The 26,034-nt window shown below is 66.0% G+C and carries 22 protein-coding genes and 1 tRNA gene; 12 read left to right on the forward strand and 11 right to left on the reverse strand.

Annotated elements, in window-relative coordinates:
• Positions 1-9: 9 nt before the first annotated feature.
• Genes ACPVPU_RS09360 through gspG form a run of 4 tightly spaced genes read right to left on the reverse strand, consistent with a single transcriptional unit; the run spans position 10 to position 2,171 of the window.
• Positions 10-813 (reverse strand): type II secretion system protein N, encoded by an 804-nt coding sequence (locus ACPVPU_RS09360; protein WP_448657674.1) that lies wholly within the window; start codon positions 811-813, stop codon positions 10-12.
• Entirely contained in the window at positions 810-1,175 is a 366-nt protein-coding gene (gene gspI, locus ACPVPU_RS09365) for a type II secretion system minor pseudopilin GspI (protein ID WP_448657675.1), read from the reverse strand. The genes ACPVPU_RS09360 and gspI overlap by 4 nt, the downstream gene beginning before the upstream one ends.
• Positions 1,172-1,672, reverse strand: coding sequence for a GspH/FimT family pseudopilin (locus ACPVPU_RS09370; RefSeq protein WP_448657676.1), 501 nt, complete (start codon positions 1,670-1,672; stop codon positions 1,172-1,174). Before ACPVPU_RS09370 ends, gspI begins: the two co-directional genes overlap by 4 nt.
• 4 nt (positions 1,673-1,676) lie before the next feature.
• Positions 1,677-2,171, reverse strand: a complete 495-nt coding sequence (gene gspG, locus ACPVPU_RS09375; protein ID WP_448657677.1) for a type II secretion system major pseudopilin GspG — start codon at positions 2,169-2,171, stop codon at positions 1,677-1,679.
• Positions 2,172-2,213: 42 nt separating this feature from the next.
• On the opposite strand from gspG, the gene gspL reads away from it, so the two are divergent.
• The 4 genes from gspL to gspF are packed head-to-tail and all read left to right on the forward strand — an operon-like array spanning position 2,214 to position 6,553.
• Positions 2,214-3,320, forward strand: a complete 1,107-nt coding sequence (gene gspL / locus ACPVPU_RS09380; protein WP_448657678.1) for a type II secretion system protein GspL — start codon at positions 2,214-2,216, stop codon at positions 3,318-3,320.
• A 23-nt stretch (positions 3,321-3,343) separates the two neighbouring features.
• On the forward strand, positions 3,344-3,811 hold the full coding sequence (gene gspM, locus ACPVPU_RS09385; RefSeq protein WP_448657679.1) for a type II secretion system protein GspM: 468 nt from the start codon (positions 3,344-3,346) through the stop codon (positions 3,809-3,811).
• Between the two features lie 56 nt (positions 3,812-3,867).
• Positions 3,868-5,319: a type II secretion system ATPase GspE gene (gspE, locus tag ACPVPU_RS09390; RefSeq protein WP_448660482.1), complete on the forward strand. Its 1,452-nt coding sequence runs from the start codon at positions 3,868-3,870 to the stop codon at positions 5,317-5,319.
• Positions 5,320-5,323: 4 nt separating this feature from the next.
• Positions 5,324-6,553 (forward strand): type II secretion system inner membrane protein GspF, encoded by a 1,230-nt coding sequence (gene gspF, locus ACPVPU_RS09395; protein ID WP_448657680.1) that lies wholly within the window; start codon positions 5,324-5,326, stop codon positions 6,551-6,553.
• Here gspF and gspN read toward each other — a convergent pair.
• Positions 6,548-7,147, reverse strand: a complete 600-nt coding sequence (gene gspN, locus ACPVPU_RS09400) for a type II secretion system protein N (protein WP_448657681.1) — start codon at positions 7,145-7,147, stop codon at positions 6,548-6,550. The two genes, gspF and gspN, sit on opposite strands and share 6 nt — an antisense overlap.
• Before the next feature lie 116 nt (positions 7,148-7,263).
• Here gspN and ACPVPU_RS09405 point away from each other — a divergent pair, with 116 nt between their 5' ends.
• The 5 genes from ACPVPU_RS09405 to ACPVPU_RS09425 all read left to right on the forward strand — a co-directional run bounded on the left by ACPVPU_RS09405 (position 7,264) and on the right by ACPVPU_RS09425 (position 12,798).
• Entirely contained in the window at positions 7,264-8,322 is a 1,059-nt protein-coding gene (locus ACPVPU_RS09405; RefSeq protein WP_448660484.1) for a penicillin-binding protein activator, read from the forward strand.
• Positions 8,319-8,873, forward strand: coding sequence for a type II secretion system protein GspJ (locus ACPVPU_RS09410; RefSeq protein WP_448657682.1), 555 nt, complete (start codon positions 8,319-8,321; stop codon positions 8,871-8,873). The genes ACPVPU_RS09405 and ACPVPU_RS09410 overlap by 4 nt, the downstream gene beginning before the upstream one ends.
• Complete coding sequence (locus ACPVPU_RS09415; RefSeq protein ID WP_448657683.1) at positions 8,870-9,766, forward strand: general secretion pathway protein GspK; 897 nt, start codon at positions 8,870-8,872, stop codon at positions 9,764-9,766. The genes ACPVPU_RS09410 and ACPVPU_RS09415 overlap by 4 nt, the downstream gene beginning before the upstream one ends.
• A 7-nt stretch (positions 9,767-9,773) precedes the next feature.
• Positions 9,774-10,916 carry an aminotransferase class V-fold PLP-dependent enzyme gene (locus tag ACPVPU_RS09420; RefSeq protein ID WP_448657684.1) on the forward strand — a complete coding sequence of 381 codons (1,143 nt, stop codon included), beginning with the start codon at positions 9,774-9,776 and terminating at the stop codon, positions 10,914-10,916.
• A 76-nt stretch (positions 10,917-10,992) separates the two neighbouring features.
• A complete protein-coding gene (locus tag ACPVPU_RS09425) occupies positions 10,993-12,798 on the forward strand; it encodes an IlvD/Edd family dehydratase (protein ID WP_448657685.1) in 1,806 nt (601 codons plus the stop codon).
• 60 nt (positions 12,799-12,858) lie between these two features.
• On the opposite strand, the gene ACPVPU_RS09430 is transcribed toward ACPVPU_RS09425, so the two are convergent.
• Genes ACPVPU_RS09430 through araD1 form a run of 3 tightly spaced genes read right to left on the reverse strand, consistent with a single transcriptional unit; the run spans position 12,859 to position 17,760 of the window.
• Positions 12,859-15,186: a beta-L-arabinofuranosidase domain-containing protein gene (locus tag ACPVPU_RS09430; protein ID WP_448657686.1), complete on the reverse strand. Its 2,328-nt coding sequence runs from the start codon at positions 15,184-15,186 to the stop codon at positions 12,859-12,861.
• The gene (locus ACPVPU_RS09435) at positions 15,186-16,736 is read right to left on the reverse strand and encodes an alpha-N-arabinofuranosidase (RefSeq protein ID WP_448657687.1); all 1,551 of its coding nucleotides are present in this window, start codon (positions 16,734-16,736) and stop codon (positions 15,186-15,188) included. Before ACPVPU_RS09435 ends, ACPVPU_RS09430 begins: the two co-directional genes overlap by 1 nt.
• 40 nt (positions 16,737-16,776) lie before the next feature.
• Positions 16,777-17,760 carry an AraD1 family protein gene (araD1, locus tag ACPVPU_RS09440; RefSeq protein ID WP_448657688.1) on the reverse strand — a complete coding sequence of 328 codons (984 nt, stop codon included), beginning with the start codon at positions 17,758-17,760 and terminating at the stop codon, positions 16,777-16,779.
• 160 nt (positions 17,761-17,920) lie between these two features.
• On the opposite strand from araD1, the gene ACPVPU_RS09445 reads away from it, so the two are divergent.
• Positions 17,921-19,237 (forward strand): sugar MFS transporter, encoded by a 1,317-nt coding sequence (locus tag ACPVPU_RS09445; protein WP_448657689.1) that lies wholly within the window; start codon positions 17,921-17,923, stop codon positions 19,235-19,237.
• On the opposite strand, the gene ACPVPU_RS09450 is transcribed toward ACPVPU_RS09445, so the two are convergent.
• Both ACPVPU_RS09450 and ACPVPU_RS09455 read right to left on the reverse strand, forming a co-directional pair.
• Positions 19,234-19,953, reverse strand: a complete 720-nt coding sequence (locus ACPVPU_RS09450) for a FadR/GntR family transcriptional regulator (RefSeq protein WP_448657690.1) — start codon at positions 19,951-19,953, stop codon at positions 19,234-19,236. The genes ACPVPU_RS09445 and ACPVPU_RS09450 overlap by 4 nt on opposite strands.
• Positions 19,954-20,041: 88 nt before the next feature.
• Positions 20,042-20,118: transfer RNA gene (locus ACPVPU_RS09455), tRNA-Pro, on the reverse strand.
• Positions 20,119-20,306: 188 nt separating this feature from the next.
• Here ACPVPU_RS09455 and ACPVPU_RS09460 point away from each other — a divergent pair.
• Positions 20,307-21,842: a DUF4403 family protein gene (locus tag ACPVPU_RS09460; protein WP_448660485.1), complete on the forward strand. Its 1,536-nt coding sequence runs from the start codon at positions 20,307-20,309 to the stop codon at positions 21,840-21,842.
• A gap of 52 nt (positions 21,843-21,894) precedes the next feature.
• Complete coding sequence (gene lepA, locus ACPVPU_RS09465; protein WP_448657691.1) at positions 21,895-23,691, forward strand: translation elongation factor 4; 1,797 nt, start codon at positions 21,895-21,897, stop codon at positions 23,689-23,691.
• 173 nt (positions 23,692-23,864) lie between these two features.
• Here the strand turns inward: lepA and ACPVPU_RS09470 are convergent, their stop codons facing one another.
• Entirely contained in the window at positions 23,865-26,006 is a 2,142-nt protein-coding gene (locus ACPVPU_RS09470; protein WP_448657692.1) for a TonB-dependent receptor, read from the reverse strand.
• Positions 26,007-26,034: the final 28 nt, after the last annotated feature.

Consider the following 26,034-nt stretch of genomic DNA (forward strand, 5'->3'; position numbering starts at 1 on the left):
GCGGAAACTCTATTGGATGGGGATGGTGACGATGACGGTTTGGCCGTCACGCTGGATTTCGACATCGGCACTGCCCCGCTGGATCGCACCGGCCATGGCGGTATTGGCCGAATTGGCGTCGCTGAGTGGTTGCCGGTTGATGCTGCGGATGAGGTCGCCGGGCTGAAGCCCCGGCAGGCCTGCTGCGCCGACGACGAAGCCGCCCTGCACCGGGCTGGCCTGGATCTTGGACAGGATCGCCTGCACCCGCTGGGCATCGGGCGACCCGGCGGCGTCGCCGGGCGGGGCGGCAATGGGCGACTGACCGGCCGGCTGGGCCGGGGCAGCCGCCGCGTCGGTCGCGGACGCCGGCCGGGCAAAGGGATCGGGCAGCGCGAGATATTCGATGCGCCCGCCATTGTTCAGGATGGCGCGATCGCGCAGGATCGCCGTGATCTGCGCGCCGCCAAGCGATTGGCCGATGGCATATTCGCGCGCGGGCTGATCGCCAATCTGGACGATGACCCGTGACAGGGCGTCGGGCCGGGCAAAGATCACGCCCTTCAGCGTGGCGGCGATCGTGGTCGGCTGGGCAGCATCGGCGGGATTGGCCTGGCCAAAGGGTGCGAATGCGAGTGCCGGGGCAATATCGGGGCGCGCGTTTGCCGGGCGTGCGACACCGCCGGGAACGGTCACCGCACCGGTTCCGGCATGGCCCGCAATCCGCCACGTCAGCCCCGCTAGCGCGACCGCGACCGACAGCACCACCGCCCCGGTCAACAAGTCGAGCGCACGCCGCTTTCGGGCATCGGTCAGGGGCGGGAACAGCGTCATTGCGCCGCCTTCATGACGAAGCCGTCGAGCGATGCAAGCGATCCCTGTTCCCCGGCGGGCGATACCGTGATCCGGACGCGGTCGAGCATCGGGTCGCTGGTCCCCTGCCAGGTGACCTGCGCCTGCCATTGCTGGCCCATCATCTCGACGGGTTCGTCCCCGGCAGGGGCAATGCCCAGCGACAGTTCGGCCAGCCGGTTTTCCGCGACCCACAAGGCGGCCGCCCGGCGCTCCATCGCGCGGGTCGAATCGATATGCGTCTCCACCGTGCGGACCAGCCCGACCGTGGCGATGGCCAGCACTGCGAGCGCTACCAGCGCCTCGATCAGCGAAAAGCCCTGTTCGGTGGGGTCGGCGGTCACAGCGCCGGGACCTGTTCGGCGGGCAGTGCGACCGCGATCAGGCCGTCATAGACGATTCGCCAGCGTTGATCGCCGCTTTCGACCGTTGCCGTTACCGGCTTGCCCATGCCGCTGCCGTTCAGGACAATCGGCGGCGCGGTGTCCAGTTCGATGGCCATTCCGCCCGGCACCTGATGAAAGGCGAGCGCGTCGTCGGTCCGTTCCCGCCAGCGGCCATCAGGCTCCATCGTCGAAAACGCATAGCCATCGTCGCGGATCGTTAGGGCGATGATCCGGTCGCCGAGCATCGCGTCGTCGGATGCCGCCTGAATGCGTCCGGCAAGCCTGCGCGCCTCGGTTTCGACGTTCGGCGTCCGGCTGGCCGCGCCGATGCCCAGGGTCACGGCACCGGCGGCGACAGCGATGATCGCAAGGACGATTAGCATTTCGATCAACGTCATGCCCGCCTCGCCCGCACGGGGCGGGGGGCGCCGGCTGATCAGGTCCCCCCCGCTCATCGGATCAGTTGCGCTTGCCGCTGCTGATGTCCGCGTCCATCCCTTCGCCGCCGGGCTGGCCATCGGCGCCCAGCGACTTCACCTCATAGCTGCGGCCGTCGGATTCATAGACCAGCGGGTTCTGCCACGCGTCCACCGCAGGTGCCGACAGATAGCCCCCATCCGGCCAGTTGTTCGCAAGCGGCGGGACCGTCGGGCGTTCGACCAGCGCCTTCAAACCCTGGGCGGTCGTCGGATATTGCCCGTTGTCGAGGCGGTAGAGCTTGAGGGCGCCCGACACGCTGGTCAGGTTCGTCTGGGTCGTCGTCACCCGCGCCTGATCGGGCCGCCCGATGACGTTAGGCACGATCAGCGCCGCAACCAGCGCGATAATTGCCAGAACGACGATCATTTCCACCAGCGTCAGGCCGGTTTCGCCGGCAGCGGGAAGCGGGTTCGACTTGCGGGCCTTGCGCAGCTTTGCCACGCTGTCATGGAACTGTTTCAATACTATGTGCATCCCCGCCCCATGCGTTTGATCCGTGAAAGCAATGTGACAGCCATGGCCGCCCACCCTCTAGATACGCCATCAAACGCCGGAACGACGCAAAAGCGGGCGGACGGGGTGTGGCGGCTGACCGCCGACGGATCGATCATAGCCGTTTGCGACGGCCCTGCAACGCTGCTTGTCCCCACCGAATCGGTGCGGGTGCTGGTGGTGGAACTGCCCATTCGTTCGGCCGCGAAGCGGCTGGAGGCATTGCCCTATGCCATCGAGGACCGGATTGCCGACCCGCTGGATGCCGTGCACCTGGCGATGGGGCCGGGCATTGGCGGTGACCGATACCGGGTCGGCGTGGTTCGCCATGCGGTGATGCGGGAATGGACGGCGCTGGCCGATGCGGCCGGGCTTGGCCATGCAGCGATGGTGCCTGATGCGCTGGCGTTGCCGGAACCACCGACCGGAGAATGGGCCATCGGCATGGATGGTCAGCGTGCATTGGTCAGGGACGGCGAGGGAGCGGCCTTTGCGCTCCCCGTGCAGGCGCTGACCCCGGCATGGCGGGCGGCCGGTGCTCCGGCGGTGCTGGCTGATGGCGATCAATTGCCGCCGGAACTCGCGGCATTGGCTAAGGTGCTTACCGCTGCAGAACCATCGGTGGCGTTGGCCAGTCCAGGGCTTGATCTGCGCCAGGGGGCGTGGCCGCGCCAGTCGGTCGCCGACCCGCACCTGCGGCGGCTGTTCTGGATCCTGGCGATCGGCGTCGGGGCGCATGTGGCCATTGCCGGGGCGGACACGGCGATGACGCGCGTCATCGCGGAACGAAGGGCGGCTGATACCCGCGTGCTCGTTCAGCAATTCGCACCGGGCACGCCGGTCGACGGCGATCTGGCCGACCGGGTGACGGCGATGTTGCCAGCGCCCGGCAGCGGGGGCGGGAATGACCGGTTCCTGCCAAAACTGAGCCGCCTGGCCGCAGCCTTGCAACCCGTCGTGCCGGCGGGCAGCGTGCGCAGCGTCCGGTTGCAGGGCGATGCCATGATCCTGGTCATCGATGGCGATGCGGCGCTGGCGGGCGGGATCGAGCGATCCTTGCGGGCAGCATCGGTCGCGGGCACGGCGATCAGCGACGGGGCGGGTGCGGTGACGGTGACTTCGGGGGCATGATGCGGACGGTAATTGCACGGCAGATGCCAACGCTGGACCGCGCGCTGATCGCGTTCGACCGGTGGTGGGCCGGACGTTCGACCCGCGAGCGACAGGCAGTCAGCGTGCTTGCAGTCATTCTGGCGGTGGCCGTCCTGATTTTTCTGATCATCAAGCCGTTGCAGGCTGCCCGCGCCGATGCACTGGCGGACATCCGCCTCTATGAAACGCTGAACGCCCGGATGCTGGCCGCAGGACGGCTGGACCCGACTCAGGCGCAGCCGACCCTGCCGCCAGACCAGCTGTTGCAGCAGGCAGCCGGTCAGATCGGTGCCTCGGTTGCGCCAAGCGGCGACCAGTTCGTCCTGACGATGACCGATGCCGATTACGGACAACTGATTGCGCAACTGAGCACGGTAACGGGCCAGGCAGGCCTTTCCGTGGTTCGCGCCGATCTGGTGCGCACAAGCTCGCCTGGCCGGGTCAGCGGCACGGTGGAGCTTGCGAAATGAACGACATCTCCTTTGCCCAGGCCGCTTCGGCTCCCGCGCCCCGGATCGGATCGGCGATGATCCCCTATGGCTTTGCACGGCGGCACGGCGTCATCCTGCGCGTCGGCGACGGCGGCGCGGAATGCCTGCACCGCGAGGGGGCCGCGCTGGAGGCCTTGCTCGAGGTTCAGCGGATCGCGCCGGGTGTTGCCATGCAGCCACTGGCCGATGCTGCGTTCGATGCCGCCCTTGGCGCGACCTATGGCGAGGGCAGTGCGGCGACCGCCGCCGAACTCGACATGGGCGGCATGGACCTGGCCGCGCTGGCCGACAGCGTCGCGGCGGTCGACGACCTGCTGGACACGCGCGACGATTCGCCGGTCATCCGCCTGATCAACGCGATCCTGCTGGAAGCGGTGAAGGAGGGCGCGTCGGATGTCCATGTCGAAACGCAGGAAAAGCGGCTGGTGGTCCGGTTCCGCATCGACGGCGTGCTGCGCGACATCGTCGAGCCGCAGCGCGCGCTCGCGCCGCTACTGGTCAGCCGGATCAAGGTGATGGCCAAGCTGGACATCGCCGAAAAGCGGGTGCCGCAGGACGGGCGCGTGACGCTTCGCATCGGCGGGCACGACGTCGATGCCCGCGTCTCCACCATCCCGACCCAGCACGGCGAACGGGTGGTGCTGCGCCTGCTGGAAAAGGGCAATCTGCAGCTGGACATGGCCGCGATGGGCATGAGCGACCGCGACCGGGCGGTGTTCGAGCGGCTGCTGGAAAAGCCGAACGGCATGGTGCTGGTCACCGGCCCGACCGGTTCGGGCAAGACGACGACGCTCTATTCGGCACTCAACCGGCTGAACGATCGCAAGCGCAATATCATGACGGTGGAGGACCCCATCGAATATGAGCTGGCGGGCATCGGCCAGACCCAGGTCAATCCGCGGACCGACCTGACCTTTGCGCGCGGGCTGCGTGCGATCCTGCGTCAGGACCCCGACGTCATCATGGTCGGCGAAATCCGCGACCAGGAAACGGCCAGCGTCGCCGTCCGGTCGGCGATGACCGGCCATTTCGTGCTGTCGACGCTGCACACCAATTCCGCGATCGGATCGGTCACCCGGCTGATCGACATGGGGGTCGAACGCTATCTGCTGGCGCCGATGCTGGTCGGGCTGGTGGCGCAGCGGCTGGTACGGCGGTTGTGCCCCGATTGTCGGCGCGAGGACCGGGCGAGCGAGGCTGATGCCGCGCTGCTCGGCGGGTTGCTGAAGGCGGGCAAGAAAATCTGGCGGCCGGTCGGATGCGACGCGTGCCACGGCGAAGGCTATCGCGGTCGGGCGGGCTTGTATGAAGTCATCGCCGTGGACGACCAGTTCCAGGCGCTGGTGCATGAGGGCGCATCCGAGGCGCAGATGGAGCGGGTGGCGCGCAAATACGGACCCGGCCTGTTGGAGGATGGCGTGCGCAAGGTTCGCGAAGGCCTGACCACGGTCGAGGAAGTCGCCCGTGTGGTGCGGGACGAGGCCTAGTTCCGTGCCCGCCTTTGCCTATCGTGCGGCGGATCGCGCCGGTGCCACCAAAAGGGGGGTGGTCGAGGCATCCAGCCCCGCCGCGGCGCGTGCGATGCTGCGCGATCAGGGGATGTTGCCATTGGCGGTCGACCTGGCGGCGGAGCGGGGAGGGGCTGGCGGCCCCGGCCTGCGCCTGCCGTCGCTGCGCCGTCGCGGCGTTTCCGCCCGGCAGCTGGCAACGCTGACGCGGCAGATCGCCACGCTGGTCGGATCCGACATTCCGGTCGAGGAGGCCGTTCGGCTGGTGGCGCAGCAATCCGACGCACCCGCCGCCAGCGCCGTGCTGATGGACGTGCGGGCGGCGATCCTGGACGGGCGGGGATTCGCCGCAGCGCTCAATCGTCACCCGCGCGTTTTCCCGGAATTCTACCGCGCCTCCGTTGCGGCCGGGGAACAGTCGGGCACGCTGTCGCAAGTGCTGTCGCATCTGGCGGAATTTGTCGAACGGCGTCACGCCAACGGCCAGAAGATTCAGCTGGCGCTGCTTTATCCCGCGCTGTTGGCTGCGGTGTCGTTCGGCATGATGGTGCTGCTGATGGTGTATGTCGTACCCGACATCGTTAGGGTGTTCGTCAGCCGGGGGGCGGAGCTGCCGTTCCTGACCCGTGCGCTGATCGCGATCAGCGCGTTCCTGCAATCCTATGGCTTGTATGTCGCGATCGGCGCGGGCGTGCTGGCGCTGGTCTATGCTCGCTGGGCACGCGTTCCGGCCAACAAGCTGCGGGTCCACCGCGCGTTCAACCGGCGCCCGCCCTTTGCCCGGTTCAGCCGCCAGTTCAATGCAGCGCGCTTTGCCGGATCGCTGGCGACGCTGGTCGACAGTGCAGTGCCATTGCTGGAATCGCTTCATGCCGCAGCAGCGGTCACCCCCAATCTGCATGTGCGGGAAGCGGCGCTGGGCGTCGCGGCGCGGGTGCGCGAGGGGGTCAGCCTGCGCGCCGCGATGCAGGAATCGGGGGTTTTCCCATCGATGCTGGTCGCCATCGTCGCATCCGGCGAATCCAGCGGCAAGCTGGGTCCGGCATTGGGCCGGGCGGCCGATGAGCTGGACCGGGAACTGGATGCGCTGACCTCGACCTTGGTGTCGCTGGTCGAGCCTCTGGTCCTGCTGGTGATGGGTGGACTGGTGCTGCTGATGGTGCTGGCGATCCTGCTGCCGATCATCAACCTGAACAACCTGGTCGCGCTATAGCTGTTTCTGGATCGTGACGCCGGCGGGCAGGCCGGTAAAGGGCAGGTCGGCGGCACCATCCGGGGTCAAGGTGATCGACAGCCGCCCCGTTTCGCTCAGCCGCGCGTCGATCAGCGTCCGGCGCTGCTGCGCCTGCGGCACGACGCGGATCAGGCTTTGGTCGCCCACCTTTTCGGCGGTGATGCGCAGCGCCGGAACCGCCACGGGTGCGCCCGGCGTCCCCTTTGCCCAGCATTGGCCGGGTTCGGTGACGATCCTGCCGCTGGCCATCTCCTGGGATCCAGTTGCCAGTCGATCAAGGTCGACGCGCATGACCAGGTCGCATTGAAAGGGCAGGGCACCGAACGCCGCGCCGAACAGCGAATAGGCGGCGGCCCCGCTGACCTGATCCAGCGCCCAGCCGCCCGGCCGGGCGAGCATCCGTCCGCCCAGATCGGTATCGGTCCCGCTTGCCCGCCAGTCGGCGGCGAAACCCAGGCTGGTCAGCGAACGCAGCGGTGCCCAGTCCCATTCGACGCGGCTGCCGCCTGCGATCCCCACCTCGCCGTTCCAGATCGTGCCCGCGATCCCCGTGCGCCATGGCCGGTTCTTCAATATAACGCTCGCGGGTATGGTCGCCACCATGGCGACGGCATAGCAGGCTATGCCCCAGGCGGCGAAGCGGATAAGGGTGCGCCGAGCCGCCGCGCGTGAGGGAATCGGAGTTGAGCGTGAACCGCCGTCAGTTGCTGCACCTGTCATCGGGCCTGATGCTGTCGTCGCTGCCATGGCTGTCCGAACCCCTGTTCGCCCAGAAGAGCAAGGCAAAGCCCGACAAGCGGCCCATTGCCCTGTTGCTGCCGCTGACCGGCGAGCATTCGGCGCTGGGCACTAGCATGAACAATGCAGCGATGCTTGCCCAAATCGCGGCAAAGGATGCCGACGCCCAGCTGGTGGCGTTCGACACCGGCGGTACCGCCGCCGGGGCCGCGCGCGCGGCGGCGCAGGCAATCAAGCGGGATGCCGCAATCCTGCTTGGCCCGTTGACGGCGGGCGAGGCCCGGGCTGCGGCCGGGGCAGCGGCGGGGGCGGTCCCGTTGATCGCGTTTTCAAACGACGCCGATCTGAGCGTCAGCGGAGCGCATGTGTTCGGCATCACTCCGGGTCAGGTGACGACGGCCGTGCTACGCTATGCCCGCCAGCGCGGCGTCCGGCGATTGCTGGTGATCGGCGATCAGACCCCTTGGTCCAGAGCGGCGAGCGCCGCCGCCATCGGCGTTCAGGGTGAGCTTGGTCTGGATGTGCGGACCATCGATGTTGCCGCCGGACAGCCTTTGCCAGCCGCCGGCGAGGTGCCGGATGCGGTCTTGATCCCGGGCGGCGGGGAAGGGGTTCTGGCAGCGGCGCGGCAATTGCGGGAAACCGGCGTACAGTTGCTGGCGACGATGCAGGGTCTGGATCACCGCCCCGCCGCACTTGCCGCGCTGAACGGGGCGTGGCTAGCCAGTATCGATCCCGAAGTGTTCAGCGGGTTCGCCACCGAATATGAGGCGCGCCACGGCGGCAATCCCGGCGCGGTCACCGCATTGGCCTATGACGCGACGACCATTGCGCTCAAACTGCGTGCCGGGGGCGCGATCAGCCGCGCCGCGCTGTTCGATCCGGCGGGGTTCGATTGCGTGACCGGGCCGGTCCGGTTTCGCACCGATGGCAGTTGCGCCCGCCAGTTCGCCCTGTTGACCGCAACGGGCGCGGGCTATGAAAAGGTGGCAGTGAGCCAGGGCACATGATCCAGCCGCGTGTCGAGGAGCAAGGCTTCACGCTCATCGAGCTGATGATCTCGCTCGGCCTATTCGCGCTGATCGCGGTCGCGGGGCTGGGGATGGTCGACGGCATTCTGGGCGTGCAGGCACGAACCGAGGCGCGGCTCAGCCGCTTGTCCGATCTGCAGCGGGCGATGCTGGTGATCGAAAGCGATCTGGACGCGGTTGCCGGTGGTGACGTGACCGGAAACGGGGATGGCGTTGCATTTGTCCGCAGCGCACCGGGGCTGGGCGGCCCGGCCGTCCCCGTCCGCTACGGCCTGTCCGGCGACATGCTGACCCGGCAGGTCGGTCCGCAATCCCAGTTTCTGTTGCGCGGCGTGACCGGCGTGCGGTTGCGGTATCTGGGCGCGGGATGGGTGGACCGATGGCCCATGGAACAGGAAACGGCACCACCCTGGCCCCGCGCGGTCGAGGTGGAACTGACTTTGGCACCGGGTTCCGGACCGCAGGGCAAGCTGCGGCGCCTCGTCGCCCTGCCTGAACGCCCCGCAACTGTCCCGGCGGCTCAGCCATGAACCGGGTCGTCCGCGCGGACGAGCAGGGCATGATCCTGGTCAATGTGCTGATGTTCGTCGCGATCGCATCCGGCCTGGTGCTGTTGATGATCAACCGGGAGGAACTGGCGCTGGACCGGGCGCTGCGCGTCAGCGAGGCGGCGCGCGCCATGGCGGTGGTGCGGGGGGGAGAGGCCAGCGCGGTCACGGCATTGAGACGCGACATGATCGACGCGCCGACGATCGATCACGCTGGCGAACCCTGGGCCGCAATTGCCGAACAGTCGGTCGCGATCGATGGCGGGGTATTCAGCCTGGCGATCGGCGATGCGGAGGGTCGGTTCAACCTCAACAACCTGATGACGGGGGACGTCATCGAAACCATTCGGTTCCAGGATATCGCCAAGGCCGCAGGATTGACCGAGGATCAGGTCGTCCAGGCGATTGCCCTGGTCCGCACCTATGGCCCGATCAGCGACATCCGGCCGCTGCGTCAGGCGGGCATCGATCCGGCTGCGAGCGCGCGGCTGGAAACCATGGTGACGGCGCTTCCCGGGCGGACGACGATCAACGTCAATTCGGTATCGCAGGAATTGCTGGCCATCCTGATCAACAATCCCGAACTGGCCCAGCGGGTCATCTCTGTTCGGGAACGGGATGGTGCGCTGACACTGGAAAACCTGACGTTGGCCGGGGCATCGCTGCCGGAAGGGGTGACGATCACTTCGGGCAGTTTCTGGGTGCGGACGCGCGTTGCAGTGGGCGACAGCGTGCAACAGGGGGCATCGCTGATCCAGCGACGCAAATCCGGCCCCGACCAGCAGCCGGTGGTGGCGGTGGTCGGTCGATGGCGCAACGCCAGCCTGCCGCCGGGCATCCCCGATCTGGCCGCAGATCCGGCGTCGGCGCGATGACATGGCGATGAACGATTACCGCCATCTGTTTCAGCGCAGCATCGCCGCCGCGCCCGACCGGGTCCACTTCGCTGCCCACAGCCATCACCTGTGGCCCGACGCTAGCTATCTAGGCCAGATTGCATGCTGGCAGGATGCGGCCCGTCTGGCTGACCGCAAATGGGGCCGCGTGATGGACGAATTGTGGCCAGCGGCCCAGGCCCATGTCGCCGATGAACTGCACCTGCCCGATCCGTCGACGGTGGTATTCGCCGGCAACACCCATGATTTCCTGATCCGCATCGCCTCGGCCCTGGCCGGGCGGCCGCTTCGCATCCTGACCAGCGAAGGCGAGTTCCACAGTTTTCGCCGCCAGGTCGCCCGGTGGGAGGAAGCGGGCCAGGCCGTCGTCCACCGCGTCGCCGTCGGCGATACCATGGTTGATGCCATGATCGGCGCGGCGGCGACGTTTAAGCCCGATCTGATCTATGTCAGTCAGGTGATGTTCGGAACCGGGTTCATCGTGCCCGGCTGGCAGCGGCTGGCGCAGCTTGCCGATCCGGCCGGACCATGGGTGGTCATCGATGGCTATCACGGGTTCATGGCGATCGACACTGACCTGTCCGCCGTTGCCGACCGCGTCTTCTACCTGTCGGGTGGCTATAAATACGCCATGTCGGGGGAGGGCGTGGCCATGATGCATGCGCCCCCGGGCTATTGCGATCGCCCGGTGCTGACCGGATGGTATGCCGAGTTCGAGGACGTTCAGCTGCCGCCCGGGCATGTCGGTTACGCCCCCGATGCGCGTCGATTCATGGGCGCGACGTTCGATCCGTCGGGCCTCTACCGTTTTGTCGCCGTGCGGGACATGCTGCGGGGGGAGCGGCTGGATACCGCCGCGATCAGCGGCCATGCGCTGACGTTGCGCCAGCGGGTGCTTGCTGCGCTGCCCGACACGATCTTGCGGGATGCGCAGGTGCTGAACCCAGGGATCGAGGGTCCGCTTGCCCGCTTCATCTCGATCCGCTCACCGGATGCGGCGTCGATCCAGGCCCGGCTGGCCGCGCAGGATGTGATGACCGACGTTCGCGGCGACGTGCTGCGCATTGGCCTCGGTCTCTACCAGTCGTCGCGCGATGTCGATGTGCTGATCGACTGCCTTGCGGGATAATCCTGACTTTCTCTTGCCTCGCGCAGTCGCTATCGGCATTTGTCTGATTAGTTGATGGCGCAGCCGGGGATAGTGAATGACGACGACGGGAACGGGCGAGGGACGCAAGCTGCGATCGCGGGCATGGTTTGACGACCCCGACAATACCGACATGACGGCGCTCTATCTCGAGCGGTACATGAATTTCGGGCTGTCGCTGGACGAGCTTCAGTCGGGCAAGCCGATCATCGCCATCGCCCAGACCGGCAGCGACCTGTCGCCCTGCAACCGTCACCATCTCGTGCTCGCCGACCGCGTGCGCGAGGGCGTGCGCGAAGCGGGCGGCGTGGTGTTGGAATTTCCGGTCCACCCGATTCAGGAAACCGGCAAGCGGCCGACGGCGGGGCTCGACCGCAACCTGGCCTATCTGGGCCTGGTCGAGGTGCTGTTCGGCTATCCCATCGACGGCGTGGTGCTGACCACCGGATGCGACAAGACGACGCCTGCGATGCTGATGGGTGCCGCCACGGTCAACATCCCGGCGATCGCGCTGCCGGTCGGGCCGATGCTGAACGGCTGGCACAAGGGCGAGCGCACCGGATCGGGCACGATTGTGTGGAAGGCGCGGTCGATGCTGGCCGCCGGAGAAATCGACCGGCAGGGATTCATCAAGCTGGTGGCAAGTTCCGCCCCGTCGACCGGCTGGTGCAATACCATGGGCACGGCGACGACGATGAACTCGCTGGCCGAGGCATTGGGCATGACCCTGCCCGGTGCCGCCGCCATCCCCGCGCCCTATCGTGACCGCCAGGAGTGCGCCTATCGCACCGGGCTTCAGATCGTGGAAATGGTCCATGCCGACCGCAAGCCCTCGGACGTGCTGACTAGGCAAGCGTTCCTGAACGCCATCCGGGTCAATTCGGCGATTGGCGGTTCGACGAACGCGCCGATCCACATCAACGCCATTGCGCGGCATATCGGCGTGGAACTGAGCATCGACGAATGGCAGGAGCATGGCCGCGACGTGCCGCTGCTCGTCAATCTGCAGCCGGCCGGGGAATATCTGGGCGAGGATTTCTATCGCGCTGGCGGCGTGCCCGCCGTGGTGGCCGAACTGATGCGCCACGGTCTGATCGAACAGGGCGCGCTGACCGTCAACGGCCGTTCGATGGGCGACAATTGCCGCGACGCCGCGAACGAGGATCCCAAGGTCATCCGGCCGATGGATCAGGCGCTGAACCCCAAGGGTGGCTTTGTCGTGCTGCGCGGCAACCTGTTCGACAGTGCGATCATGAAGCTGTCCGTGATTTCCGACGATTTCCGCGCGCGCTATCTGTCCAATCCCGACGATCCCGATGCGTTCGAGGGGCCGGTGGTCGTGTTCGACGGGCCGGAGGATTATCACCACCGCATCGATGACCCGTCGCTGGGCATCACCGAAGAGACGCTGCTCGTCATTCGCGGCACCGGGCCGATCGGCTATCCCGGCGCTGCGGAAGTCGTGAACATGCGGCCGCCGGCCGACCTGATCAAGCGCGGGATCAAGGCGCTGCCCTGCATCGGCGATGGCCGCCAGTCGGGGACAAGCGGTAGCCCGTCGATCCTGAACGCCTCGCCCGAGGCGGCGGCGGGCGGCGGCTTGGCGCTGCTGCGCACCGGCGACCGGGTGCGGGTGGATATCGGCCGGGGCACGGCCAATATGCTGATTTCCGACGAGGAGCTGGCCGAGCGTCGCGCTGCGTTCGAGGCGGCGGGAGGCTACAAGTTCCCGCCGCACCAGACGCCCTGGCAGGAGATGCAGCGTGCCGTGGTCGGCCAGATGGAAACCGGCGCGGTACTGGAGCCGGCGGTCAACTATCAGCGGCTGGCCCAGACGGTCGGCGTCCCGCGGCACAATCACTGATCGGCGCGCCGGGCCGACGGAACGCTTCCGTCGGCCCGACGCCGCATTGGCTCCGCAAGTTTATCGCGGTTCGGCGCGCACCATCCGCATTTCATAGACGGGCGCATCGCTGCCCCGCGTCTCGATCCGCACCCGCACCTTGGCCTTGCCGCGCGTCAGTTCCATTGGGATGGGATAGTCGCGCGACACGAACGCGCTGACCGACGGATCGGCGCGTCGTTCGACCGCTACTTCCCGCCCGTCGACGAGCAGGGCAAAGTGCTTGTTCACTTCCTCGCCCCAATAAAGCGCGCGCAGGGACATCGGCCCTTCGGCGACGGCTAGGTCGAACTCGGCGAAATTGCCGATGCCCCACCAGATCTGACGCCCGGCCCGCCCGCCCCAGGACAGCAGGTCGGCCTGATTGGTCACGAAGCCATGATCCTGTTCCGGCTGCTGCTCGCCCAGTTCCAGGACGTCGACGGTTCGTGTCGCCAGCAAACGCGACTGTTCCGCCTTGACCGCATAGGCATCCGCCTCGACCTGCCATTCGGCGGCGGTGAAGCGCGGAAAATAGACCGCGCTGCGTCGGTCATATTGCCGATAGAAGGGCACCATGGGCAGCGGGGCAGGACGTGCCGCTGCCAGCACCAGCCTTCCGTCCGTCCGGGACACTGCCTGTTCGGGGCGCTCCGCGACGATCGCCGGGTCCGGGCTGGCATAGGGCTGATCCGACGGACCGAGGTCGGCCGCCAGCACCATGGGCCCGTTGCAATAGGCGATGCGCGGGCTGGTGCCCGGCGTTGTTTCCATTCGCACGGTCATCGGCAGTGTCAGCACGATCCGGTCGCCGCTTTGCCACGTGCGGGTGACGCGTGCCTGTCGAGCGTCCGAGCCGATAGGTTCAGGAGCGCCGTTGACTGTGAGGGCAGGGGCCAAGCACCAGCCGGGCAGGCGAAGGGCCAGCGTCTGGCCGCCGCGCGGGGCCGCCTCGACAATCAGCTCTATCCGCTCGCTCTCGGGGTAGCGCGTGTCCATCCGCACGCGCCAGCCCTGCCAGTCCAGCGTCGATGGGATGAACAGATTGGCGACCAGCGCATCGTCCTCGCGCCACCAGATCGATTCGCCGTGCTTGGCATGGCTTTCCAGGCCGGAGCCGTAACAGCACCAGAAACTGTCCTCGGTCGTCGACCAGGTCCGCCGCGATCCCGAGGCGAGCGGCATGAAATAGGCGAACATGCCGGTCGCGGGATTCTGGTGCGCCAGAATGTGGTTCAGGTGCACGCGCTCGTAAAAGTCGAACAGCGCCGGATCGGGCCGCCAGCCATGCAGGTGCCGGGTCAGGCGCAGCATATTGTAGCTGTTGCAGGATTCGCAGGTGCGGTCGGTAATGAAATCGGCTTGGCGGTCGGGCGGGGTGAAGTGTTCCCGATCCGAATTGCCGCCGATGACATAGCTGTGATGGGTAGCGACCGTTTCGTGGAAGAAGCGGGCGGCGATGGCATCGCCGGGTTCCCCGATCAGTTCATATAGGCGGGCTAGGCCGACCAGCTTGGGAATCTGCGTATTGGCGTGCAGGCCGGGCAGGATGTTGCGCTGCTGCGCCAGCGGATCGAGCACCCGGGCATCGCGGATGCGCCGCGCGAGCGCCAGCCAGCGCGGATTGCCGTCCAGCGCATGCAGGTCGGCATAGGCTTCGTTCAGCCCGCCATATTCTGCCTTGAGCAGCGTTTGCAGTTGCCCGTCATCCAGCCCCTCGATGATCGTGCCGAGATAACCCGCCATGCCGGTCAGCACCGGCATCGCCTCCGCGACCCGAGCGGTCCGCACCGCCTCGATCAGTCCGGCCTGCACCTTGTGCCAGGTATAGAGCGGCACCCAGCCGCCATTGACGTCGAAGCCGCTGGAGCGGACGTCCCCGCGGCGCAGTTCCTCGAACACGATCTTGCCGTCGACCACCTTGCCGTCGCGTTCGACGGTGGTGCCGCCGATATAGCCATCGCCATGCGCCGCCTGGATGCGCGCCAATTCGCGCACGATCCCCGCCAGCCGCTCGCGCGGCGCCGGGTCGCCCGTCTGGGCGTGGATCAGCGCCAGCGCACTCATCGCATGGCCCAGCGAATGGCCGGCAATGCCCCGCGCTTCCCAGCCGCCATAGCATTCGCCCTCAACGGGCAAGCCGGCGCTCTTGTGGAAATTGTGAAGAAGCCGCCCGGGATCGAGCGCCATCAGCACCTTCATGTTGGCGCTGACGGCGTCGAGATAGGGAGAGGGCAGCAGCCGGACGGCCTGCAGGGGAGCAGGCACCGCCCGGATGCGCGGGATCAGGTCGGCGACGCGCCCCAGCACCGGCCCCGCAAGCGCCGCAATGCTTGCCGATGCCAGAAAGGCGCGTCGCCCGATCCGCATCACTCGACGGCCACGACCGCGATCGCCTTTGCCGGCAGGTCAAACACCAGCTTGCCGCTCTCCACCTTGCCGGAATAGGCCACCGGCTTCAGCGTTTCCGGCTTGGCGAAGGTGTTGTGGGTATCCATGGCAGGGGCGGTCAGCATCCGACCCGTCGCCCGTCCGGTCAGGCTGGTGCGCACCTTGACCGGCCGCTTGGGATCGAGATTGACCAGCGAGACATACAGCTTGCCGTCCGCGCCCCGAGCGACGGACGAATCCACCATCGGCAGGTCGATGCTGCCCAGCACATAGCGGGGGCCGTCCACCTTCGCGTCGATCGGCGTCGCGCCCTGGAATGGCTTGTACAGATCAAAGGCGTGATAGGTCGGCGTCAGGAGCATCTTCTCCTTGTCCGTCAAGATCATCGCCTGCAGCACGTTCACCGTCTGCGCGATCGCCGCCAGCTTCACGCGGCGGGTGTGCCGGTGGAACACGTTCAGCGTCAGCGCAGCGACGTGCGCGTCGCGCAGCGAGTTCTGCTGATACAGGAAGCCCGGATTGGTGCCGGGTTCGGGATCGTACCAGGTGCCCCATTCGTCGGGATAAAGCGCGACGCGCCCTTCCGGATCATATTTGTCCATGATGGCGATATGCCGGGTCAGCAGATCATCCATCTTCATGGCGTTGCGCAGGGTCGATGCCCATTCGCTTTCGGGGAAACCCAGTGCCTGGCCCTTTTTCGCCCAGTCGCCGGTCGGCAGCGTATAATAATGGATGCTGAGCGCCTGGACCTCCTTGGTCGCGTCGCGCATCAGCGCCTCGGTGAATTTTTCATCGTCGCCGTTCGCGCCGGTTGCCACCTCGATCGTCGGCTCGGCGCCGGGCGGCGACTTGACGAACGTCTGATAGCGGCGGTGCAGCACGGCCGACTGCTCGCCCGTCATGTTGCCGCCACAGCCCCAGCTTTCGTTGCCGATGCCGAAATACTTGATTTTCCACGGCTGTTCGCGGCCATTGGCCTTGCGCTGCTCGACCAGGGTCGAGGGCACGGTGCCCGTCATATATTCCATCCAGCGCGCCATCTCGATCGGCGGCATGGAGCCCATATTGCCGGCGATATAGGCGTCCGCCCCGATCATCTCGGCGAAGTTCAGGAATTCGTGCGTTCCAAAGCTGTTGTCCTCGATCACCCAGCCCCAATGGGTGTTGATCCGCTTGGGCCGTTCGGCGCGCGGGCCGATGCCGTCCTTCCAGTCATATTCGTCGGCGAAGCAGCCGCCGGGCCAGCGGATCGCGGGCACTTTCAGTGCCTTGAGCGCCGCCACCACGTCGTTGCGATAGCCATTGGTGTTGGGAATCGGGCTGTTCTCGCCGACCCAGATGCCTTCATAGACGCTGCGGCCCAGATGTTCGGCAAACTGGCCCTGGATGGCCGGCTCGATCTTCGGGCCTTGCTTGGCCATGTCGACGGTCAGGGTTGCCTCCGCCATCTGCTGCGCATGAGCCGGGGCGGCAAGGGCCAGGGTCGCCGCGCCCGACAGGGCCATCCGTGTCATCCATTTCATCATGTCTCTCCCAGATGCCGCCTTCATTCGGGCGGCCGATTGTTCAAAGCGCCTTTACCGTCACCTCGACGGGATCGGCGATGGTGAGCGCATTGCGCAGCGGCAATGTGAACGGCGCTGCCTCGATCTCGAACTCGTCACCTGGCTGGACGGTAAATCCGTCAGCGAAGCTGAGCGTCGCGGTGCCGAAGAAATGAACATGCACATCGCCCGGCCGCCGGAACTGGGCGTATTTGAAGTGGTGGTGCTCCAGATTGGCGATCGAATGCGACATGTTCGCCTCGCCCGACAGGAACGGTTTTTCCCAGACCGTCTCGCCGTCGCGCAGGATGCGGCTGGCGCCCCGCACGTCGGCTGGCAACTCGCCGACGAACAATTCGGCCCCAAGCGCGGCGTGGCGCAGCTTGCTGTGCGCCAGCCACAGATAGTTGCCACGCTCTGTCACATGGTCGGAAAACTCGTTCGCCAAACAGAAGCCCAGGCGATGCGGCGTGCCGTCGGGTCCGATCAGGTAGATGCCGGCGATTTCCGGCTCTTCGCCGCCATCCAGCGCAAATGCAGGCGACGGGATCGGCTGGCCCGTCGGGACGATCGAATCGCCGTCGCCCTTGTAGAACCATTCCGGCTGCACCCCGGCCTCGCCCGGTGCAGGCTTGCCGCCGTCGACGCCCATCAGGAACATCCGCATGGAATCGGTCAGGTCGCCGCTGGCCGCCGCCTTGTGCATCTTGTCGCGACCTTCCGCCGAACCAAGATGCGTCAGGCCGGTGCCGGTCAGGTGACAATGCGCCGGATCGTCATGGCCGATAGGGGCCAGCAGCCGACCGTTCGTTGCCAAGGCCGCCAGATCGACCGGGGCACCGGATCGCTGATCGCACAGCGTCGAAAGCGAGATGCCCGCGGCGACGGCGTCGTTGGCAAGCGCATAGACGGACGGGGTGGCCGTCAGCCAGTGCGCTCCCCGTTCGTCCGCCGCGACGACGCCCGGTGTGCCATCATCATCCAGCGCCTGAATCAACCGCATCATGCCCTCCTGAGTTGCCGGTAATTACTCAGACATATCGCTTTGCCGCAACCCTATTCCGTCCGGTCGTCCGGCATCCGCATTTTCCGGTTGCCCGCCACCGGTGGGGGCCATAGGAAAAGTCTGATTATTCGGCAGCAGAGCCGATTGCAGGGAGAGTGGGATGCCGTCTGTGGGAATGAGTGGGGGGGCAAGCGCGCCGACGGGGGCACCGGTCCCCGCCTATCGCGGTGCGCTCGGCGTGCTGGCATCGCTGTTCTTCATCTGGGGTTTCATCACCGTCATCAACGGCACGTTGCTGCCGCATCTGCGCAGCGTGTTCGACCTGAATTATACCCAGACCACGCTGATCGAAAGCGTGTGGTTCATCGCCTATTTCTTTGCCTCGATCCCGTCGGCGTTCCTGATCCGGCGGATCGGGTATCAGCGATCGCTGGTGGTCGGGTTGCTGATCATGGCGGCCGGGGCGCTCGGCATGATGCTGGCGGCGAGCATTCCATCCTATGGCGTCACCCTGGCGATGCTGTTCGTCATCGCCAGCGGCATCACGCTGCTGCAGGTGGCGGCAAACCCCTATGTCGCTGTCATCGGCCCTGCATCCTCGTCTTCGGCGCGGTTGACGCTGGTTCAGGGGTTCAATTCGCTCGGCACCGTGCTGGCGCCGCTGTTCGGTGCCTATCTGATCCTTGGCCGGTCGGTCGGTGGCACGGCCGAACAGGGCCGGGTGCTGACCCAGGCTGAGCGCCTCGCTGATGCGCAGTCGGTGATCCTGCCCTATGGCATCGTCGCGCTCGTGCTGGTCGTGCTGGCCGTCGTCATCGCTCGTTTCCCTTTGCCTGCGATGGGCGGGGCCACCGCGTCGAACAAGGCGGACCGGCACAAGCATTCGCTTTGGCGGCACCGCAACCTGGTGTTCGGCGTGCCCGCGATCTTCATCTATCTCATTGCTGAAATCGGCGTTGCCAACCTGTTCGTCAATTTCGTCAGCCAGCCGGACATCGCCAACCTGACCACGGAACAGGCGGGCCGGTATCTGACGCTGATGTGGCTGGGGATGATGGTCGGCCGATTTGCCGGTGCGGGCATCATGCAGAAATATGCAGCGGACAAGGTGCTGGCGGTATTCAGCGTGGGTGCGTTCATCGTCATGCTGGCAACCGTGGTCGTCGACGGCCCCGTGGCGATGTGGACGCTGATCATCGTCGGGCTGTTCCACTCGATCATGTTCCCCACGATCTTCACCCTGGGCATCAAGGGGCTGGGGCCGCTGACCGAGGAAGGCTCCGGCCTGCTGATCATGGCGATCGCCGGTGGCGCGCTGGTGGTGGTTCAGGGCTATCTGGCCGACATCTTCGGGTTGCAGGCAAGCTTCCTGCTGACGGCCGTCTGTGAGCTGTACATCCTGTTCTACGCGCTGTGGGGGTCGAAGCCCACCAACGCCTTTCCCGACGAGGCTGCGACGGCGGAAACTGCCGCCTAAGCAGCGGGCAGGGTGGACGTGGTGTCGCGGAACGCCTGATCCACCAGCTCGGTCATGACCCGGTGCGCAAGCGCCGGGTCACCCGCCACCACGGCGTCGAACACGCGGCGATGATCGGGCAAGGGATCGCGTTGAAGCGGGCTTTTGCGCTGCTTGAAAATCGTGGTCCAGGCCACCGCCGCGCCGACCCCGCTGGTCAGCGTCGTCAGGAACGGGTTGGCCGCGGCATCCAGCAATGCGGCATGGAAATGCTGGTCGGCCACCCGCCCCTCCGGGGTCGCCAGCGTATGCCGCGTCATCCCGTTCAGTGCGTCGGCCAGCCGTTGCAGATGGCTTTCGGTCCGCCGCGCGGCCGCAAGCGCAGCCGCCTCCGGCTCGACGATCCGGCGCAGCTCGAACAGGCTGGCGAGCAGATCGGCATCGGGTTCGTCGGCGAATATCCACGACAGGACGTCCGGATCCAGCAATTGCCAACGGTGCCGCTCGCTGACCCGTGTTCCGGTCTTTGGCCGCGATTCGACCAGCCCCTTGGCCGCCAGGATGCGCAACGCCTCCCGATAGGCGGTGCGGGACACGTTCAACTGCTCGCTGGCAGCCACCTCGCCGCTCAGGACTTCGCCAGGCACATACCCGCCCGACACGATCCGTACGCCCAGATCGCGGGCGATCGTTCCATGGATGCGCAGCGCGCGCACGACGGGGCCTTGGCGGGTCATGGGGTGGTTGTAACGGCAATTGCCGGGGCTGCAACAAGTGCCCCTGGCAAGGGTGATCCAAAGCGCGACATGGGCGATGCTGGAAAATTGGTCGGGGAAAGAGGATTCGAACCTCCGGCCCCTGCCTCCCGAAGGCAGTGCTCTACCAGGCTGAGCTATTCCCCGACCATGGGGTCCGCCGGGGCCTGCCCCGGTGGAGAGCGGCGCGTATATCACCGCGGACGCCGGATTCAAGGATTAGTTGACGGGGGCGGGGCAACGGAACGGGTATTGATGGAACCGCGTTCAGCATTCTTGCAAAATCGACGGCGCGATCGCAGTCTGGATCGGGGCGGACGGGGACGGGATTGGCGATGCTCACGGGCCGATGGCACATCCTGATCCTCGCCATCGCGATATTGCTGGCCGGATGCGAGCGGCAGAAGACCTATCCCAAACCGCCGCGCTTCGACGCCGGCTTTACCATCCCGGAGCAATCGTCTTCGCTGAACGTCCCGGTCCGGTTCGACCTCGATGCGCTGGAGGCCGAATTGAATCGGCAGACGCCGCGGACTCTGTGGTCCATCGACGAACGAACCCAGTGCGCCGCGCCCCAGCGCCTGACCGTCTGTCTGAAGCATGAGCGACCGTGCAAAGGAAAGGCGTGCCGTGACGTGCCCTGCAAGGTGGGGTTCAAACGCGCCAAGGTAACACCGGCGATCGGATGCCGCATCGTCGGACAGGTCGTTCGGGGAACCATCCGTCTGTCGGGCCGGGGCGACCGCATGGCCCTGTCGATGCCGGTCAAGGCAACCATTCAGGCCCGCGATATCGGTGGCATCCTGAAGCAGGAAACTGCGACCGGGGCAGCGATCGTTCGCGCGACCGCCCGCCTGGACATCGATCAGCGCTGGGAACCGACTGCCCGCATAGACATCGATTATGACTGGACCGAACCGCCGGGGATCGATTTCCTGGGTCAGCGCATCCGCTTTGCCCGGCGTGCCGATGAAAAGCTGGTCGGGGTGGTGCGGCAACTGGAGCGGGATCTGCCCCGCTCGCTGCCGCGCGGGGTGGTGCGAAAACAGGTCGAAGCGGCTTGGAAAAGCGGCTTCACCGTCATTCAACTGAATCGTGAACGACCACCCGCCTGGATGCGCGTCACGCCCCAGGCGCTGGGCTTTGCAGGTTACCGGATCAGCGGACGGACGATGGAGGCGTGGATCGCGGCGCAAGGGTTGACCCAGACCTTTCTCGGCGATGCGCCCGCTGCTGCCCAGCCGACGCCGCTGCCGCCGCCTATCCGGCAGGTGGGGAAGGCGGGTCTGCGGTTCCATATCCCGGTGCTGGCCGATTATGACGAACTGAAACCGCCGCTGAAACGCGCGCTCGGCCGGCTGGCGGCGCGAAAGTCCATCGAAATCGATGCGGTCGGGCCGGTCAAGGTCGCTTTCGGCGATGTCGAAATCTTTCCCACCGACAATGGCCGCATCGCGGTCGGCGTCGATGTTGCCGCAGATGTGGTGCGCGGACCCCTGGCCCCCACACGGGGACGGGTTTGGCTGACCGCGATCCCGGTGTCGGCGGAGGGATCGCAGATCGTCAAGGTGCGCGACCTGCAGATCTTCGGTCAAAGCGAGCGCGGCGAGGCAGTGGACCTGCTCATCCGGTTGTTCCTGACGCCGATCGTGCAGAGCGAGATCGAACGATCGTTGACGCTGGATTTCAACAAGGATTACGAAAAGGTACTGGCCGCGGCGCGCAAAGCGATTGCCGAGCGGCGAGAGGGCGATTTCCTGGGCACGGCGACCATCGACCGCGTTCGCCACGGACCGGTGCAGGTGACGGGACAGGGTCTGTTCATGCTGACGGACATCTGGGGAACAGGCAGCGTCCGGTACGTGCAATAGGGCCTATCGTCCCGCTTCCCCGGCGGGCGGGTCCCTGCTATCGCGCGCGATTATGGCAACCGATCTGTCCAAAATCCGCAACTTTTCCATCATCGCGCATATCGATCACGGCAAGTCCACGCTTGCCGACCGCCTGATCCAACGCACCGGCGGCCTGACCGAGCGCGAGATGAGCGCGCAGGTGCTCGACAACATGGAGATCGAAAAGGAACGCGGCATCACCATCAAGGCACAGACCGTGCGCCTGGAATGGAAGGGGCATGTCCTGAACCTGATGGACACGCCCGGCCATGTCGATTTCGCTTATGAAGTGAGCCGGAGCCTGGCGGCATGCGAAGGCGCGCTGCTGGTGGTCGATGCCGCGCAGGGCGTCGAGGCGCAGACGCTGGCCAATGTCTATCAATCGATCGAGCATGATCATGAGATCGTGCCCGTCATCAACAAGATCGACCTGCCCGCCGCCGAGCCGGAAAAGGTGAAGACGGAGATCGAGGATATCATCGGTCTGGATGCCTCAAACGCGATCCTGGCCAGCGCCAAGTCCGGCATCGGCATCGACGAAATTCTGGACGCCATCGTCGAGCGCATTCCTGCGCCAAAGGGCGACGCGCAAGCGCCGCTGAAGGCGATGCTGGTCGACAGCTGGTATGACCCGTATCTGGGCGTCGTCATCCTGGTCCGCGTGATGGAAGGGACCTTGAAAAAGGGTCAGCAGGTCAAGTTCATGCAGGCCGGCACCACCCATCTGATCGACCGCGTCGGATGTTTCCGGCCAAAGATCGAACAGCTCGCCGACCTTGGCCCCGGCGAAATCGGCTTCATCACCGCCCAGATCAAGGAAGTCGCACAGACCATGGTCGGCGACACGATCACCGATGCGCGCAAGCCCGCGTCCGAAGCGCTGCCGGGGTTCAAGGAAGTGCAGTCGGTCGTGTTCTGCGGCCTGTTCCCGGTCGATGCCAACGACTTCGAGAAGCTGCGAGAAAGCATTTCCAAACTGCGCCTCAACGACGCCAGCTTCACGTTCGAGATGGAAACCAGCGCTGCGTTGGGGTTCGGCTATCGCTGCGGGTTCCTGGGCCTGCTCCATCTGGAGATCATCCAGGAGCGGCTGACGCGCGAATATGACCTCGACCTGATCACTACCGCGCCGTCGGTCATCTATGAAATCGAACTGGTTCACGATGGCGGCCGGATCGAACTGCACAATCCGGCGGACATGCCCGATCCCAGCCGGATCGAAACCATTAGCGAGCCCTGGATCAACGCCACCATCTATGTGCCCGACGAATATCTGGGTGCGGTACTGAAACTGTGCCAGGATCGGCGTGGCATTCAAAAGAACCTGACCTATGTCGGTGGACGGGCGCAGGTAACCTATGAACTGCCGCTCAACGAAGTGGTGTTCGATTTCTATGACCGGCTGAAATCCCTGTCCAAGGGCTATGCCAGTTTCGACTATACCCAGATCGGTTACCGAGAGGGCGATCTGGTCAAGATGGGCATCCTGGTCAACGAGGAACCGGTCGATGCGCTGAGCATGATCGTCCACCGTGCCACGGCCGAGGTGCGCGGGCGCGGGATGGTCGAGCGGTTGAAGGATCTGATCCCCCGCCACTTGTTCAAGATCCCGATCCAGGCGGCGATCGGTGGCAAGGTGATCGCGCGCGAGACGATCAGCGCGATGCGCAAGGACGTGACCGCCAAATGCTATGGCGGCGATGCGACGCGCAAGCGCAAGCTGCTGGACAAGCAGAAAAAGGGCAAGGCCAAGATGCGCGAATATGGCAGCGTCAGCATCCCGCAGGAGGCATTCATCGCTGCACTGCGCATGGGTGACGACAAGTAACTGCCCGTCGCGCGATACCGGGCTTCCATCCATTCCGGTTGCGCTGAGCCTGTCGAAGCACTGCCCTTTCGTTCTGCACGCCAAAAGGAAGGGCAGCACTTCGACAAGCTCAGTGCGAACGGGTATGGAATGAACGCCTTAACCCCTCCGTTTGCGGGAGGGGCTTCAAATCATCAGAACTCGACGCTGGCCGACGCCTTGACGGTCCGCGGCTGACCCTGAAGCAACTGCGGCGCAAAGCTGTCGAAGGCGGACGCCCAATAGCGTTCATTGGCCACGTTATCGACCTGCACCCGCAGGGTGAGCGCCTGCTCGCCGACGCGGGCGACGTAGCGCGCACCAAGGTCGAACCGCGTCCAGTTGGGCAGTTCAAGCGTATTAGCGACGTCGACCGCCTGCGGCCCGGTATGCACCACCCGACCGGTCAGGGTCAGCGCAGGGATAAAGGGCACGTCCCATTCGACATTGGCATTGGCGGTGTATTCCGGGATGCCGGCCGCCTTGTTGCCCGCGTTCACGCCGCCCTGGGTTTCGCGCAGGACCGCATCGGTGATGGCGATGCCCGATATGACGCGCAGGCCCGGCGTCACTTCGCCGTCCAGCGCCAGTTCGATGCCGCGATTGCGCTGAGTTCCATACACGCCGAAGCGGTTGAGGCCCGATCCCAGAGGATCGGCGATGGCATAGGCGCTCGGCAGTTCGATCTGATAGATGGCGGCGCTGGCATTGACCGGCCCAAGCGACACCTTTGCCCCCACTTCATACTGGGTGGACACGAACGGCGCGAACACCTCGCCCGAATTGACCAGCGTGACGTCAACGGGCGCCGTCGGACCCTGGCGCAGACCCTCGATCCGGTTGGCGTAGAAGGACAGGCCCTCGACCGGTTTGACCACCAGCCCGACGACCGGCGTCACCGCATCCTCGGAATAGGTGCCCGTCTCGGCACCCCCGAAATAGCTGTAGCTCTTGACCGTGATCGACTGAAGCCGAAGCCCGCCGGTCAGCAGCACCCGCCCGTCGAACAGGCCGATGGTATCGCTGGCAAAGGCGCTTCCCTGTCGCACGCGGGTGATCGGATAAGGCTCATATAGATCGCCGCCGGCAAACAGGCTGGCCGGGATGGCGACATCCTGCGGTGCATAAAGGTTTGTCGCAAAGCCGCCGAAAAAGTCATAGGCATTGCGGTTCACCTGCCACAGATGATCGCCGCCGACATTGATCTCGTGCGTCACCGCCTCGCCAAGGCGTACGCGCAGGCCGGCCTGAACCGCCTCGTTATTGTCGGTGCGGGGAATGAAGCTGCCCCCGCCGGTGGCCGCGCCGGTGGCGGCATCCGTGACCGTGATCGAATTGTAGATGCCGGTTTCCGATCCGTCGCGCGCACCGAAGCGGGCATAGAGCATCGCGTTTTCGGACAGGTCATATTCCAGCTTGGCGATGCCGAACACATCCTCCAGCGTCGTCGTCGCCCAGTCCTGCGCGTAATTGGCATCGGCGCGCGGCACGGACGGCAGCCGGGTCAGCCCGGCCCCCAACTGCACCTTGGGCCGCAGCCGGTCGACCTGCACCCGCTGATAGGCCAGATCGAGCGAGGCACGGAACCGACCGGTGTCGACATCGAACGCCGCGCCGATGACCCGGGTATCGCGGTCCTCGCCATCGACGGCCAGCTCGCCCGATCGCCACGCGCCGTTGATGCGGACCCCGACCGTACCGTTCGCAAAGCGGCGTCCCGCATCGAACGCGCCACCGAAATGGCCAGCCTCCGCATAATTGGCGGTGACGCGGAGAAGATCCTCGCCCGCGCGCTTCGGCAGCAGATTGACGCTGCCCCCGATGCCCGATCCGCCGGGTGCCGCACCGTTCAGGAACGCGCTGGCCCCGTTCAGGACCTGAACCTGGTCATAGAGTTCGGGCGCGACGATCTGCCGCGGCGCGATCCCGTACAGGCCGTCAATGCCGACATCGTCACCGAACAGGGGAAAGCCCCGGATGACGAACAGTTCGGCCGCATTGCCGAACGCATAGGTGGTGCGGACAGCCGGATCGTTTTCCAGCACCTGACCCAATGTCTGCGGCTGCTGGTTGCGGATCAGCGCCTCGTTATAGCTGCGGATGCTGAACGGTACGTCCTCCGCCGCCTTGTCGCCCAGCACGCCCAGGCTGCCCTTGCGGCTGACCTGGGTTTCATTGGCCTGTTGCGCGGTGACCACGATATCGTCGCCATCGACTTCCTGGCCAAGCGCGGCGCTGGCGCTGGCAAGGGCCAGGGTGGATGCGGCAAGACGGACGGCAGCCCGGACGGCGTTCATGGTGTAACTCCCTTGAATGATTGTTGTC

It is taken from the genome of Sphingomonas paludis (assembly GCF_053502515.1).